Annotated in this window: 12 protein-coding genes; 6 read left to right on the top strand and 6 right to left on the bottom strand. The window is 39.8% G+C overall.

Annotated elements, in window-relative coordinates; all coding sequences use genetic code 11:
• Window positions 1-35 precede the first annotated feature (35 nt).
• The gene (locus tag MTF66_RS07750) at window positions 36-2372 is read left to right on the top strand and encodes a S9 family peptidase (protein ID WP_248526978.1); all 2337 of its coding nucleotides are present in this window, start codon (window positions 36-38) and stop codon (window positions 2370-2372) included.
• Between the two features lie 168 nt (window positions 2373-2540).
• Here the strand turns inward: MTF66_RS07750 and MTF66_RS07745 are convergent, their stop codons facing one another.
• Both MTF66_RS07745 and MTF66_RS07740 read right to left on the bottom strand, forming a co-directional pair.
• Window positions 2541-3515 (bottom strand): carboxylesterase, encoded by a 975-nt coding sequence (locus tag MTF66_RS07745; protein WP_076920303.1) that lies wholly within the window; start codon window positions 3513-3515, stop codon window positions 2541-2543.
• 533 nt (window positions 3516-4048) lie between these two features.
• Entirely contained in the window at window positions 4049-4360 is a 312-nt protein-coding gene (locus tag MTF66_RS07740) for a hypothetical protein (protein ID WP_248526977.1), read from the bottom strand.
• Window positions 4361-4469: 109 nt separating this feature from the next.
• On the opposite strand from MTF66_RS07740, the gene nhaR reads away from it, so the two are divergent.
• Window positions 4470-5363, top strand: coding sequence for a transcriptional activator NhaR (gene nhaR / locus MTF66_RS07735; RefSeq protein ID WP_248526976.1), 894 nt, complete (start codon window positions 4470-4472; stop codon window positions 5361-5363).
• Between the two features lie 69 nt (window positions 5364-5432).
• Here the strand turns inward: nhaR and MTF66_RS07730 are convergent, their stop codons facing one another.
• Together MTF66_RS07730 and MTF66_RS07725 are read right to left on the bottom strand one after the other, a co-directional pair.
• Window positions 5433-5807, bottom strand: a complete 375-nt coding sequence (locus MTF66_RS07730) for a hypothetical protein (RefSeq protein ID WP_054201546.1) — start codon at window positions 5805-5807, stop codon at window positions 5433-5435.
• 65 nt (window positions 5808-5872) lie between these two features.
• On the bottom strand, window positions 5873-6682 hold the full coding sequence (locus tag MTF66_RS07725; RefSeq protein ID WP_248526975.1) for a sulfite exporter TauE/SafE family protein: 810 nt from the start codon (window positions 6680-6682) through the stop codon (window positions 5873-5875).
• A gap of 445 nt (window positions 6683-7127) precedes the next feature.
• Here MTF66_RS07725 and MTF66_RS07720 point away from each other — a divergent pair, with 445 nt between their 5' ends.
• A complete protein-coding gene (locus MTF66_RS07720) occupies window positions 7128-8102 on the top strand; it encodes a DUF1852 domain-containing protein (protein ID WP_248526974.1) in 975 nt (324 codons plus the stop codon).
• A gap of 31 nt (window positions 8103-8133) precedes the next feature.
• A complete protein-coding gene (locus MTF66_RS07715; RefSeq protein ID WP_248526973.1) occupies window positions 8134-9174 on the top strand; it encodes a methionine synthase in 1041 nt (346 codons plus the stop codon).
• Between the two features lie 290 nt (window positions 9175-9464).
• Here MTF66_RS07715 and MTF66_RS07710 read toward each other — a convergent pair whose 3' ends face one another.
• On the bottom strand, window positions 9465-10295 hold the full coding sequence (locus tag MTF66_RS07710) for a DUF2971 domain-containing protein (RefSeq protein ID WP_248526972.1): 831 nt from the start codon (window positions 10293-10295) through the stop codon (window positions 9465-9467).
• 113 nt (window positions 10296-10408) lie between these two features.
• Window positions 10409-11404 (bottom strand): DUF4917 family protein, encoded by a 996-nt coding sequence (locus MTF66_RS07705; protein WP_248526971.1) that lies wholly within the window; start codon window positions 11402-11404, stop codon window positions 10409-10411.
• Between the two features lie 666 nt (window positions 11405-12070).
• Between MTF66_RS07705 and MTF66_RS07700 the strand changes: the two genes are divergently transcribed.
• On the top strand, window positions 12071-13102 hold the full coding sequence (locus MTF66_RS07700) for a substrate-binding domain-containing protein (RefSeq protein ID WP_248526970.1): 1032 nt from the start codon (window positions 12071-12073) through the stop codon (window positions 13100-13102).
• A gap of 195 nt (window positions 13103-13297) precedes the next feature.
• Window positions 13298-13978, top strand: coding sequence for a haloacid dehalogenase type II (locus MTF66_RS07695; RefSeq protein ID WP_248526969.1), 681 nt, complete (start codon window positions 13298-13300; stop codon window positions 13976-13978).
• Window positions 13979-14014: the final 36 nt, after the last annotated feature.

The following is a 14014-nucleotide window of genomic DNA, read 5'->3' as shown; positions in this document are numbered from 1 at the left end:
TCTATAAAGGTCAGCAGACCCAAGGAACAATAACAATGAATCTGATCAAAACATCGGGCTTGGCACTGGCCATTGTTGCGGGCTTAGGCTTGCAAGCATGTTCAAGTACCAGCATAACAACCAACAATAATGCAGCGATGAGTACCGTGAATAATCCATTAAGCCTAGCGCAAATTTATAAAGATAAAGAGTTTAAAACCCAGCGAAGCACTTACTTTAAGTGGCTAGACGATGGTACCGGCTACACTGTGCTTGAAGAGCGCGAAAGCGAAAAAGAAAAAGCAGATGATAACAACGCCGATGATGAAAAAGAGCACGGCGTAAAAGGCAACGACATTGTATTTTACAATGCTGACGGCACAGGCCGTAAAGTACTGGTTGAGTTTGAAAAGCTACTGCCAGAGGGCGCAGACGAGCCATTTGCAATCGAAAGCTATCAGTGGTCAAAAGACGGTAAATGGCTGATGGTATTTACCAACAGTGAGCAAGTTTGGCGTTCGCGCAGCAGAGGCGACTTTTGGTTACTTAACCTTGAGACAAACCAATTACAGCAATTAGGTGGTAAAGACGTTGAGCCAACTAAGTTAATGTTTGCTAAGTTCTCGCCAGATAGCTCAAAAGTGGCTTACGTGCGCGACAACAATATTTATATGCAAGCGGTTGGTAGTAACGATGTAACCGCGCTCACAACCGATGGCAGTGCCACCATTGTTAACGGTAATTTTGATTGGGTATACGAAGAAGAATTTACTATTGCCGATGGTTTTCGTTGGAGCCCCGACAACAAATCAATCGCCTATTGGCAGCTTGATACTAGTGACGTTAAATTTTTCACTATGATCAACAACACTGACGAACTGTACCCTACCCTAAAAGAATTCCCTTATCCTAAAGCCGGTGAAACCAACTCTGCCGTGCGTGTTGGTGTGGTAAGCCTTAGCGACAAACAAACCCGTTGGGCTGAGCTTGAAGGCGATAACCGCGACCGTTATATTCCGCGTATTAGCTGGGCAGGCACCGGTAATGAATTAATGATTCAAGACTTAAACCGCCCACAAAGCCATAACAAAGTGTGGTTGTTTGATTGGCAAAAGCAGCAACTGACCAAGATTTTAGAAGACAAAGACGATGCGTTTATCGAATGGTTTTATAAAGCAAACTGGTCAAAAGACGGCGAGTTTTTTATTTGGCATAGCGAACGCGACGGCTGGCGTCATCTTTACCGTGTATCGCGCGATGGCAAAACTATTATCGACCTAACCCCTGGTGATTACGACATTATTGATATGCTGAGCATCAATGAAGACAAAAACGTAATGTATTTTATTGCCTCGCCAAACGATCCTGGTCAGCGTTATTTATACAGCACACCGCTTGATGGCAGCAGCAAACCGGTACGGGTAACGCCTGCTGAGTTTGAAGGTTCAAACAGCTACTACATGTCAAAAGATGCCTCATGGGCTATGCACACTTACTCAAAATTTGGTACGCCACCGACTAAAGAGATCATTAAAGTGAGCGATCATAGTAATGTAAAAACCTTAGTTGAAAATACAAAGCTTAAACAAAAACTGGCTGAACAAAGCTTACCAAAGCATGAGTTTTTTAAAGTAAACGCGCAAGATGGCACCGAGCTTGACGGCTACATTATGTTCCCTGAGAACATGGATAAAAGTAAAAAATACCCAATTGTGTTTTACGTATACGGCGAACCATGGGGTTCAACCGTGCAAGACCGCTGGGAAGGTAACAGTTACTTATATAAATCGTTACTAACGCAAAAAGGCTTTATTGTGGCATCGGTTGATAATCGTGGTACACGTGCACCAAAAGGCCGCGATTGGCGTAAATCAATTTATAAAAAAATTGGCTCAATTACCGTGCAAGACCAAGTAGACGCGCTTGATGCTATGGCTAAACGTTGGGATGTAATAGACACAGACCGTGTTGGTGTGTGGGGGCATTCAGGGGGCGGTAGTTCAACCCTTAACTTATTGTTCCGCCACGGTGATAAATTTAAAGTAGGCATTGCCTCTGCACCCGTGCCAGACATTCGTTTATACGACACCATTTACCAAGAGCGTTATGCGGGTAACCCAAATACCGATCCTGAGAGTTACGATAACACCTCGCCTATTACCTTTGCTAAAAACCTAACCGGTAAGCTATTGCTTATTCACGGCACAGGCGATGATAACGTGCATTACCAAGGCTCTGAGCGCTTAATTGACGAACTAGTTAAGCACAACAAACAGTTTGAGTTTTTCTCATACCCTAACCGCTCACACAGCTTACGCGAAGGCAAAGGCACCACTTTGCATTACCATACAATGATGGCTGACTTTTTTGAAAAGCACTTACTAACCAAGTAATCGCTTTAAAAAGTAAAATACTAAAGCCGCACACTAATTATTAGTGTGCGGCTTTTTTAATCAAAATGTAACGGGGGTTTACAAAGCGTAAGTTGGATAGAGTGCAACGAAACCCGACAATAATAAAAAATGACTTATAAACTCAATGTCATCTAAAATAGCGAAGGCTCACCATGTTATTAGCCATTTTTCAATTTCGATAACATCATCACGATCAAACACCATTAAACTTGAATGAGAGCGAGCATTAAAAGTTATTTTTTTTACTAACTCATTTTGTATAGATGAAAAGTAAGCCGGGGGGGATAGAGAGTCAACATCTGAGTTAATTAACAATACAGGCTTTTTAGTCTCAGTTAATTTAGGCAATAAATTTGTTTCTTGAATGGTTACTCCTGCCTCAAACATTGCCTGGTTAACAATATTATCAATCTCGCTATGAAAAAAATGACTAAGCAAAGGCGATTTATAAGGTAAGTACTCCTTAGCTGCAACGTCAAAACTCATCATTGGGGCAAGTAAAATAGCAGCGTCAACATATTCTGATGATAATAAGTTACTTGCAGTAAGTGCTCCCATAGAATGGCCGACTACAACAGTCTGGTTATTTGTTTGATTTAAAAGTGATTCAGCAAGCAGTTCATTTAAAATGCCGTGCTCTTTTGCTGCAAATACAAATGCTTCAGTTGATTCACCATGGCCAAAAAGATCTGGAATAATAACGTTCATACCAATCGCTCTAAAATAGATAGCTGAGGCCATCATTGCTTCTTTACTGCCCCCATAGCCATGAAGTAATAAAGCAGTGCCTTTAAAACGATTAAATGTATCTGGTGTCATTCTGTGTGAAATTGTATTTTCTACATTATTACCAGTTGCATGAAGGTTGTAATAAACAGAACTCTCTTGCGAAAATTCGGCTGCTTGATAAGGTTCAGCAGTCAGATATGTAATGCATTGAGTGGTACTAAAAGAGCAAAATTTTTGTTTTTCAAAGCCAATGTCGCTAGGTTTTGCTTTTATAAACTGTGCTTCAGAAAGATAGATACCGGGGTTTGACATGACGTAACTGCCAATTGAAGTACAGCCAGACAAAGAAAATATATAAAGTGTAACTGCTAATAGTTTGGTGAAATTTTCCATTTTTGCTTCATTAGTTAAACTTGAACATCAACACTTTAATTAAGCAGATAACGTCCTATGAGGTGGAGGAGGTTTTAGCCGTTAGTTAGACATTTTTTATTATTTCAAAGTACCTTAACAGTATCTTCTATCCACCTCAATTTTCTCGAGTAAATAAATCTGTTTGGTATTAGGTAGACACTTGCTTATTAATCAAAACCTAAATTTAGTGCTTAGTTACGACTTTGAGTTACTTTTTTATCTAAGTTTTATGAATTTAGGTAATTGAAAATTTCACTCTCTTTTTAATCAAAATGGTGCGGGGGTTTACAATTGAGGTCAAAGGTTAAAGGAACAAGGTCAAAGATTTTTAGTTACGGTAAGTTGGGTAGAGTGTAACGAAACCCAACAAAGAAAGGCGGCTTTGCTCAATAGCAATGCGCTAAAGGCTCAACAGGTAATAAGTGAATCGTTTAATACTAAACATGGCTTGGAATTAGAGTCGTATTAAAAGAGTAGCATCCATGCCACTGCAAGTGCGATATTTATAAAAATTAAAAGCTTGGTTGCGAAAGTTGATACTTATTAACGAGAATGTGCTGCAAACTTTTAAGTGCCCGCTTTATCGCTTGCAGCATACTTCTTCCCTTTGTATTTACATTAATACTGGGTAGCCCAGGCAAAAGAATATTAATTTTGCATTGCTGCAAAGTGCCGTGGCGCTCACTCGAAAGATCATTTATTTGAATCTCTACTTTACGAATATTTAAAGCATGTTTTGCCAATTGGCTTTTTATCAACTTCAAAAGCGACATCTTTTCACTTGCGTTAATTATCTTGTCTTTAACTGTAAGTTTTAGCTTCATGCAATTACACCTTTTAATAGTAACTATGTTGCAGGCATGACTGTAATCTACTAACTTAGTGGCAAAGGAAAAAGCTGATTATTTCTTACTTTAAAACAGGTATTTTCGAATGATTACCAACATCAACTACAATCACTTATATTATTTTTGGCAAGTAAGTAAGCACGGCAGTATTGCAGCGGCGAGTAAAATACTTAATTTAACGCCGCAAACGGTCAGCTCGCAAATTACTAACTTAGAGCAACGACTAGGAAAACCGCTATTTATTCGCCAAGGGCGGGGCCTACAGTTAACTGAATTTGGCCATGTAACTCAGCAATACACCAATGATATGTTTGCTATTGCTCACGAATGGCTAGAAACCACGCAAGGTGATACCACGCAATACTCACGAACGTTAAAGGTCGGTATTTCAGACGTGTTGCCTAAATCACTGGTGTCGAAGTGGCTAGCGCCTTTAATTAATAACGACCGTATTACCAACTTGCACTGTATTGATGGCCAACAAGATGAGCTGCTGGCACAAATGGCGATTCATAAGATCGATTTAGTGTTAGCTGATAAACCACTCGATACTACCTTGTCATTTAAGGCGTTTTGTCATGAAATAGGCAAAAGCCAAATCGCTCTTTTTGGTAACGAAACATGGCATTCGCAATTACATAAGCAGTTTCCGCAGTCTTTAAATAACAAGCCTTTAGTGCTCCCCGCAAAAGAAAGCCCCGTCGCGCGGGCTATTTATTATTGGCTGCAAGAGCAAGACATTGAAATGACAATAGCTGGCCATGTTGACGACAGCGCATTAATGAAGTCACTCGGTGAGCAAGGGTTTGGGATATTCCCTGCGCCTATTTTGGTAAGAGCCGAAGTGGAGCGCCATTACGGCGTAAATTACATTGGTACAATCGATAATGTTTATCAGCATTATTATGCCTTTACGCCCGACAGGCTCATTAAAGACAGTATTTATGATGAATTTATAAAACACGCTCAAATGACGTAGATTTTAGTTAATCGTCTTAAGATTGACGGGCGTCGGGGTGCGGGTTACGGGTCTAAAACCTTACACTTCTCAAACTTCAAATAAATATATTAAAAATATCAACAAAGCGATAAAGAATACCGGAGTGAGCAAATAAAATATGATATTGGCTACTATTTTATTGTTATCTCTAAAGTTTAATACTTTTTGGCGTGCAGCAATCAAGGCTGGGAATGTAATAAACCCTTGGATACCGATAGCTAAAGTAATAGTAAGTTGCATGATAATAATTTGCCAGTATTGCTCTGGGTCATCAATTAACGATGCTTGTTGATAGTCGCTGCCTGTCGTTCCAAGCTGATGAGCAGTTCCTGTAATTAACCCTATAATAGGTGATATCAAAAAGAACAAAGCAACACTTAAGATTGTTTTATCAACTTTATCCCTTAATTTAACTATTTTCATAGCATCCTTGCCTTAAAGTTTTTTATTTCAAAATATACTCGCAAGCAAGCCTGCGAACTTTAACCTTATCGAGTAAACATATTGATTGCCATTACAATTAATAAGCCGGCAAATATTTTCTTTATGGTTGAAACTGGCAAATAATGGGTGGCTTTAGCGCCGAGTGGTGCGGTAAACCATGAGGTGCATACAATACCCAATAAAGCGGGCAAATATACAAAGCCTGCAAATCCTTCTTTTAGGCTAAATAACTGGCTGCCTGAACTGATATAACCCATTGAACCAAACAGGGCTATCACAATGCCTGAGGCCGAGGCGCAGCCAATGGCTTTTTTCATATCAACAGAAAAAAACGTCAGTAACGGCACTAATACTGCCCCGCCGCCAATACCTATCATGGCAGACAAGCCACCGGTTATGGTCGTATAAACACTCAGCAACCCTTTGTTTGGTAACGGGCGCGCTTTTGCTGAATCATTCTTACCAGAAAAAATCATTTTTAATGCAATTAGCACCACGCTTACAGCAAATACCAAACGCACTACATGCTCGGGTAACAGCGCAGCTATAAAGCCACTAATAAGCGCACCAAAGGCAACGCCTGCCATAACCCAAGGTGCAATATCCCACGGTACATTGCCATTTTTATTATGCGCAATAGCCGACGAGGTCGAGGTAAATAAAATAGAGGCCAGTGAGGTCGCAATGGCAACCACCACTACTTGTTCAGGTGGCAAAGCATTAAAGTGCAGTAATATCATGCTGAGTATGGGCACAATCACCAGCCCGCCCCCTATCCCTAAAAGGCCTGCTAAAAAACCAACACCGCTACCTAATATGGCGCAGTATATAATTAACACTATTAAATCACTCATTCCTTTTGTCTCTTCTTATGTTGTGGAAAGTTCTGCGACGGCGAGCTGCTTAATAAAGCGCTTAAGCTCACCTAAGTTTATTCGAGTATATCAACAACCGTTTATGCAAATTTCATTTTAAGTACTTATGAGCATTGAATAATACTCACGTTTTGTATGAATAAATCACAACAAACGTAAAAACATCTAGAAATCTAGACTTCTAAAGTGGTTTTTGTGAGAGGGTCATAGGTAATTAGCTGAATTTACCCATTTAACTTTGCTACAGAATGAATCTGGCTCATGTTTTACCTGAAATAATACCGTTTTTCTTCATGCTACATAGCGCGTATAAATTTATTAACTCTGCAGAGCACCATTACAGCTAACCCGTTATGTCGGTTTTAACAGCGAGTAATGCGCCATCAATAAAAGCAGCAACAACTCAGATTGAAAGGATACGGCTATGAGCACTGATCTTACATTTACTATTAAAAGCACTAACTTGGATGAAAACTACCATCCGTCAAATAACACACGAATTACGACCAATTTCGCTAATTTAGCTAGGGGTGAAAGCCGCCAACAAAACCTGCGTAATACCCTAAAAATGATCAACAATCGTTTTAATGCACTGGCCAATTGGGATAACCCACAAGGGGATCGTTACGAGGTTGAGCTCAAGATCATTTCGGTTGATTTAGATATTACTAGCAGTGGCCAGGCATTTCCGTCAATTGAGGTATTAAAAACCAATATTATTGACCGCCAAACTAACGAGCGAATTGAAGGCATGGTGGGTAATAACTTTTCATCGTATGTGCGCGACTACGACTTTAGCGTGTTACTACTTGAGCATAACAAAAGCAAACCGCAATTTAGCATTCCCGATAACTTTGGTGACTTACACGGCAAGTTGTTTAAATGCTTTGTAAACTCAAATACCTATAAACAGCATTTTAAAAAGCCACCGGTTATTTGCTTAAGCGTGTCTGATAACAAAACCTATCAGCAAACCGAAAACTTACACCCCATTTTAGGCGTAGAGTATCAGCCTAATGAGTCGTCGTTAACTGAGCAATACTTTAAAAAAATGGGCTTACAAGTGCGCTACTTTATGCCACCAAACAGCGTTGCACCATTAGCGTTTTACTTTTTTGGTGACCTACTTAACGACTACAGCAACCTTGAACTAATTAGCACCATTAGCACCATGGAAACGTTTCAAAAAATTTATCGTCCAGAAATTTATAACGCCAACGCCGCCGCTGGTAGCCGTTATAAACCGAATTTAAAAAATGACGACCATTCGTTAACGCAAATTGTGTATGACCGCGCAGAGCGAGGTCAATTAGCGGTTGAGCAAGGCAAATTTACCGAGCAGCACTTTATTAAGCCTTATCAATCGGTGTTGCAGCAGTTCTCGGCAAGTATCGCTTAATCACACAACAAAATTAAAGGCAGCATTTATTATGAAAAAACTATTACCTACATCATCAGCAGGCAGCTTGCCAAAACCGTCATGGCTTGCTGAGCCCGAAACCTTATGGTCGCCATGGAAATTACAAGGCAGTGAGCTGGTAGATGGCAAACACGACGCCCTGCGCATTTCCCTGCACGAGCAACAAACCGCAGGCGTAGATATAGTCAGCGACGGCGAACAAACCCGCCAACACTTTGTAACCACCTTTATTGAGCACTTAAATGGCGTTGATTTTGAAAACCGTAAAACAGTTAAAATTCGCGACCGTTACGACGCCAGCGTACCCACTGTGGTTGGCCCTGTGTCTCGCACTAAATCGGTATTTGTTGAAGACGCCAAGTTTTTACGCCAACAAACCAGCCAATCAATTAAATGGGCATTGCCTGGGCCAATGACCATGATCGACACCCTGTATGACGATCACTATAAAAGCCGTGAAAAACTGGCATGGGAATTTGCTAAAATACTCAACCAAGAAGCCAAAGAGCTAGAAGCCGCAGGGGTTGATATAATCCAATTTGATGAACCCGCTTTTAACGTGTTTTTTGATGAAGTAAACGACTGGGGCATAGCCTGTCTAGAGCGAGCCATAGAAGGGCTAAAATGCGAAACCGCCGTGCATATTTGCTACGGCTACGGCATTAAAGCCAACACCGATTGGAAGAAAACCCTCGGCACCGAGTGGCGACAATACGAAGAAGTATTCCCTAAGTTGCAAAAATCGAATATAGATATTATTTCGCTTGAGTGCCAAAACTCACATGTACCCATTGAGCTACTCGAACTCGTACGCGGCAAAAAAATAATGGTGGGCGCAATCGATGTAGCCACCAATACTATAGAAACCCCTGAAGAGGTGGCCAAAACTCTACGCGAAGCACTTAAATATGTAGATGCCGACAAACTCTACCCCTGCACCAACTGCGGCATGGCCCCCCTGCCCCGCGACATCGCAAACGGCAAACTCAACGCCCTAAGCAAAGGCGCAGAGCTAGTACGTAACGAACTATTAGCAGCGAATGTCGCTTAATTTTAATTACAGCTGCTGCAAAAAGCCACACCTAAACACATGTTGAGGTGTGGCTTTTTTAATCAAATTGTAACGGGGGTTTACACAGCAAGGTTAAAGGCAAAAGGTGCTAGGTGAAAGGTTTTAAGTTAGTTGAATATTGGTTGGGTTGAGTGCAACAAACCTAGCAAAAGTAATTAAACCTAACCGAGCCGCTAGGTATTATTGATTGGAAAGTACCCCATTTACAGAGAACGGCAACGCTTGCCTAACCGCCGCAAGCCTGCTGTTTTGCGGCGGTTAGGCACTTGTTATATTTTTTCTGCGACGATCTCATAACAGGTTTTATCAATAGATGTTTTATAAACTTCGACATGTGGAAAGTACTCTTTTGCAATCGCGAGAATAACTTTTTGCTTGCTCTCTGGCATTTTGCATCCGAGATAGATGCGCTCTAGAGCATCTGGTGAGTACTTATGAAGACCGCGTACACTGCTTATGAACCTGAACTCACTCTCATACTTCCATTGCAAATGCTTAAACTGCACTGGAGCAAAGTACGACTCGTCAGTGTTATTCATATAGGTAAATGGATTTACTTTATGAGTAACATCAGAATAATCGACTTTGCAGTGTCCAATTTTACTCTCTGAGTTATGACTTCTAAATGAGTCCAATAACTTTGTCGCTGAGAACTGCAAGCAGAATCCAGTAAAACTTACAGCATAATGCGCCCACATTAACATATTCTTGTAATGCTCAGGCTCTTCGGGGATATCTAAAGAAGTTGAAAATATATTCAGTTTTCCAAGTGTTTTCTCTTGTTGACTCTGAATCAACTCTATCGCTTCGTGCATTTTTTTAACGAATAGTTCAGGATCTTTGTCATAAATTTTTTCAGCCATTTGCTTAGCTTCGGCTGTTGATATTGGCTCATAACGCTCTATTTCTTTGGCTCCAATCTCTTTGAATGTCGCAATGTTCTCCTCTTCCTTTTCCGAAACTACATATTCGAAAGATAGTTCGAATGGATCGTTAAGTGAATCTACGTCTGAGAACCAAACTCTTTGGTCAGCTAATGCAGACAATGAGTTCTCATTAAATGATGCAAATTTGTATAACCGATCTGTTGGAAATTCCATTTAATCCTCTAAAAATATAACTCTGAACATAAGGTGCGCCACGATCGACTCACCAAGTGCACCAAACTCAATACCAGAACCGCCGAGTGTAACGCGTCACCTTGATGTTTTTGTTAAGCAGATGTGTTCCAGCATCCTTTACTACCTGAATCAAAGAATATAACTTCGACACGCCCCAATTTATGCTTTATCAGCTCATATACATGGTTACAATATCCCTGATCATCCCCAAACACCGAAACCGCAATTTTTATGATATTAGATTCGCGAATTCTGCGAAGTATATGGACATCATGCTCGCCGAAGCCCCAACCATAAATTGCTAATGTATTGCCTAAATCTGAAAAAACTTCTCTATATACGACGCTTAAGTAATGGCTATTACTTATGGAAACTACTTTTTGATTCGATGTTCCTTCGCTAACAAACAAAGGGACACAACTTTCTGAATTCCAGTTGTTAAGTATTGCATTAAGCAAGTCATCATGAGCGCCGACTTCAATCTTAAATTCATTGTCAACAACGTTTCTCGCAAGTAAGAGATTTCCGTGAGGATAAAAGATTAAGGTATTACTTTTTTCTCTATATGGCTGGCGGTATTTTTGCCAGTCGTCAGCTAGGACACCATAAAACATAGCATCTTTAAACAGGTGTCCCGTTTTTTGTCGATTTGAATACATAGCGACCCAGTAGAGTGTAAGGTCGTAATTTAAACTAAGGACAGTTTCAAATTGGCTCAAAAAATCAGCGATATCATCAAATTGGTGTTCTACATCACTATAGATAGGATGAATACTCCTTACTGCATCAATTAAGCAATCTCGAACATGTTCATATGCACTTTGGGTTTTACTGTCTCTGATATCTAGAGCTTTGTTAACTCTGCTTGCTTGCCACACTAATCTCAAAACAAGCTCGAAATCGTCAGTATTGAAATAAGTAAAAAGCGCTCGTACGTTATCAGTCAATAAGCCATGTTCGATCGCATGCTCTTTCAAAGATTTATATAGAAAACTCTTATCTATTGCTATAGATGCTCCGTTTCCTAAAATTAATGAGTCTTGAAATTCATCCGAGATTTCAGACCATTCATATATTTTGTGTGTCACAGTACCTCCTGATCTGCTTAACAATTTAATAGTGCGCTCATCGCGCATATTTCTGCCGACGTCACGCTCATTTTTCTAATTTATATAGCTTTAGCAAATAACCTAAGGTATTACGATCATTAAGTTTTCTAAAATCTTAAGTAAAGTATATGCGCGCAGCGCTCATTTTCATAAATATATGAGCAAAGAGCAGTTTGACTAATCGATTAACTATTATATTTATCCAATCTCAATGCTCAGTTATCGTTCACACCTGACTACTCACAAGTCTATCCCGAAAAAATAAGTTAATAAATTCTACTTTTAGCTATTACTTAGTTAGATTTCTAAATTGCATATATAAACTCAAAAATCTTCCGCCTACTCTAAAACAAAGCGAGTATTCTGTATTAGAAAGCGATACTGATTAATTACTTGAGCAAATACCATCTCGCCATGCGGTATTTTTAACCAAACCGTAACGGGGGTTTACAGTATTCAACTGAATGCAAAGTTGTGTGTTTAGCAAAAGATTACTATTGCCATTGCTTTGTGTAAAAGCATTGCGATTAAGGATTATTTTTTGGTTTTTTAATTTATATTCAATGTGGTCGCTATATTGTTTTGAAGTGCTATTCTGATATATCAATTTGTAATTAATGCCGTTTTAATTAAGGATACTTGTCGTTGTTTTTTATTAAACCTAAGTTTATTTACAGCTCTTGCTCTATTTACAAACCTAAAATATCGTTTTCATTATTTTTTGTGCTGCTGTGTTTGCCATTTTTTGCAAATGCTCAATTTATCATTGGCATAGTAGGAAAAACTAAAAACGATAGCTTTTACATTCAGGCGTACAAAGGGTGTACCGAGTTTGCAAAGTCGCAGCCTGACGTTACCTGTAAATATGATGGGCCTGATGATTATCAAGATATTCGAACCCAAGCTTTAATTATTAATGACATGATGAAAAGTGGGATTGATGGTTTATTAGTTTCAATATCAGATTCTGATTATTTGGTAGAGAGAGCCCTTAAAGATTTATTTGAAAAAAACATTCCTGTTATTACTTTTGACTCAGACTTATTAGCAAAAGATCACCAGTACAGGCTCGCTTACGTTGGTACTGATAATTTTGACTTTGGTGTTGCGTTAGGCAATCAATTAAAGAATTTAGTAAGTGAAGAAAATAAGCGTGTTTGTATTCAATCTGGTCATCCTACTTCACCAAACTTAAATAAAAGAATCGCAGGTGTTAGGTTTGCGCTTTCTGGGCAAAGTAGTCAGCGCTTGTCGGGTGAAAACGGCTGGAGCGAGTATAACCGCTGCCCTCTTTATAGTTTAGGAAAAAGGGGTGCCTCGTTAGAGCAAGTAAAAAGCCTTACTAAGATGGACAAGCCTCCTGCGTTTGTTGCTGTTGCTGGTTTTGCGCAATTTAATACTGAGTATATAAACGTGATGACACCCTACAAACATAAACTTGATTCAAAAGAACTTGTTATTGTTTCAGCAGATACCGAAAAAATACAATTAGACGCGCTTAGCAAAGGGCTATCTTCATCAAACGTTGGTCAAAATCCATATGAAATGGGGCGACTCAGTGCGCAGTTAATGTATGACGTAATTAAGCATAATATAAAGCCTGCTGAAGCGTTTTATTTTTTAGACTTTCATTACTGCCAACAAAGCAATGCCCAAACATGTACTGTAAATTATTAATATTTAACCTCAAGCTGGTAAAACCTTCACTTTAAACCCCCTATTCCTCATGCGCTATTTTTAACCAAACCGTAACGGAGGTTTACAGTAACTGCTTAAAACGCGGGCGCTGTTACTGTACTTTATTAACTGATAAGGTGATTAATATTGAGTAGTAAAATTGCGCTTTAGAAACGATTTAAACAGGAGTCATTAATGGCAACTACACTGGCGTTTGATGTATACGGTACGCTTATAAACACCCATGGCGTGGTGTCGTTACTTGAAAATATGGTTGGTGATAACGCGCACGCATTTTCAACTACTTGGCGTGAAAAACAACTCGAATATTCGTTTAGGCGTGGCTTAATGCAAAACTACGTGCCGTTTTCGGTGTGTACTGAGCAGGCACTTAATTATGCGTGTTTACTGCACAAGGTAACTTTAAGCGATGAGCAAAAAGCACAGTTATTAGCGCGTTATAAAACCCTACCCGCATTTGATGACGTTAAAGCAGGGCTTGAGAGCTTAAAAGCACAAAACTATCGGTTGTTTGCGTTTTCTAATGGTGCGGCCAGTGCGGTAAATACCTTGCTCGAAGCCGCAGGTATAAGTGAGCTTTTTGAAGGCGTAGTGAGCGCCGATGACATTAAAACCTTTAAACCCAACCCCGGTGTTTATAGTCACTTTTTACGTCAGGCACATTCAACCGGTGCTAATACCTGGTTGATATCGAGTAATCCGTTTGATGTGATTGGGGCGTTATCGCACGGTATGCGTGCTGCGTGGATACAGCGCTCAAGTGAGGCTATTTTTGATCCCTGGGAACTAACGCCTACAATAACGGCGTGCGATTTACATGATTTAAAAACCAAGCTGGCCAGTAATAACCAATGATTTAGTGGGCAGGGGTTAAATTACACCAATGAAAGG

It is taken from the genome of Pseudoalteromonas sp. 2CM39R (assembly GCF_023161845.1).
This window is presented reverse-complemented; position numbering and strand designations above follow the sequence as displayed.

Coding starts and splice junctions, on each gene's coding strand:
- MTF66_RS07750 (WP_248526978.1), top strand. CDS start 36: ATGAATCTGATCAAAACATCGGGCTTGGCACTGGCCATTGTTGCGGGC.
- MTF66_RS07745 (WP_076920303.1), bottom strand. CDS start 3,515: ATGGAAAATTTCACCAAACTATTAGCAGTTACACTTTATATATTTTCT.
- MTF66_RS07740 (WP_248526977.1), bottom strand. CDS start 4,360: ATGAAGCTAAAACTTACAGTTAAAGACAAGATAATTAACGCAAGTGAA.
- nhaR (WP_248526976.1), top strand. CDS start 4,470: ATGATTACCAACATCAACTACAATCACTTATATTATTTTTGGCAAGTA.
- MTF66_RS07730 (WP_054201546.1), bottom strand. CDS start 5,807: ATGAAAATAGTTAAATTAAGGGATAAAGTTGATAAAACAATCTTAAGT.
- MTF66_RS07725 (WP_248526975.1), bottom strand. CDS start 6,682: ATGAGTGATTTAATAGTGTTAATTATATACTGCGCCATATTAGGTAGC.
- MTF66_RS07720 (WP_248526974.1), top strand. CDS start 7,128: ATGAGCACTGATCTTACATTTACTATTAAAAGCACTAACTTGGATGAA.
- MTF66_RS07715 (WP_248526973.1), top strand. CDS start 8,134: ATGAAAAAACTATTACCTACATCATCAGCAGGCAGCTTGCCAAAACCG.
- MTF66_RS07710 (WP_248526972.1), bottom strand. CDS start 10,295: ATGGAATTTCCAACAGATCGGTTATACAAATTTGCATCATTTAATGAG.
- MTF66_RS07695 (WP_248526969.1), top strand. CDS start 13,298: ATGGCAACTACACTGGCGTTTGATGTATACGGTACGCTTATAAACACC.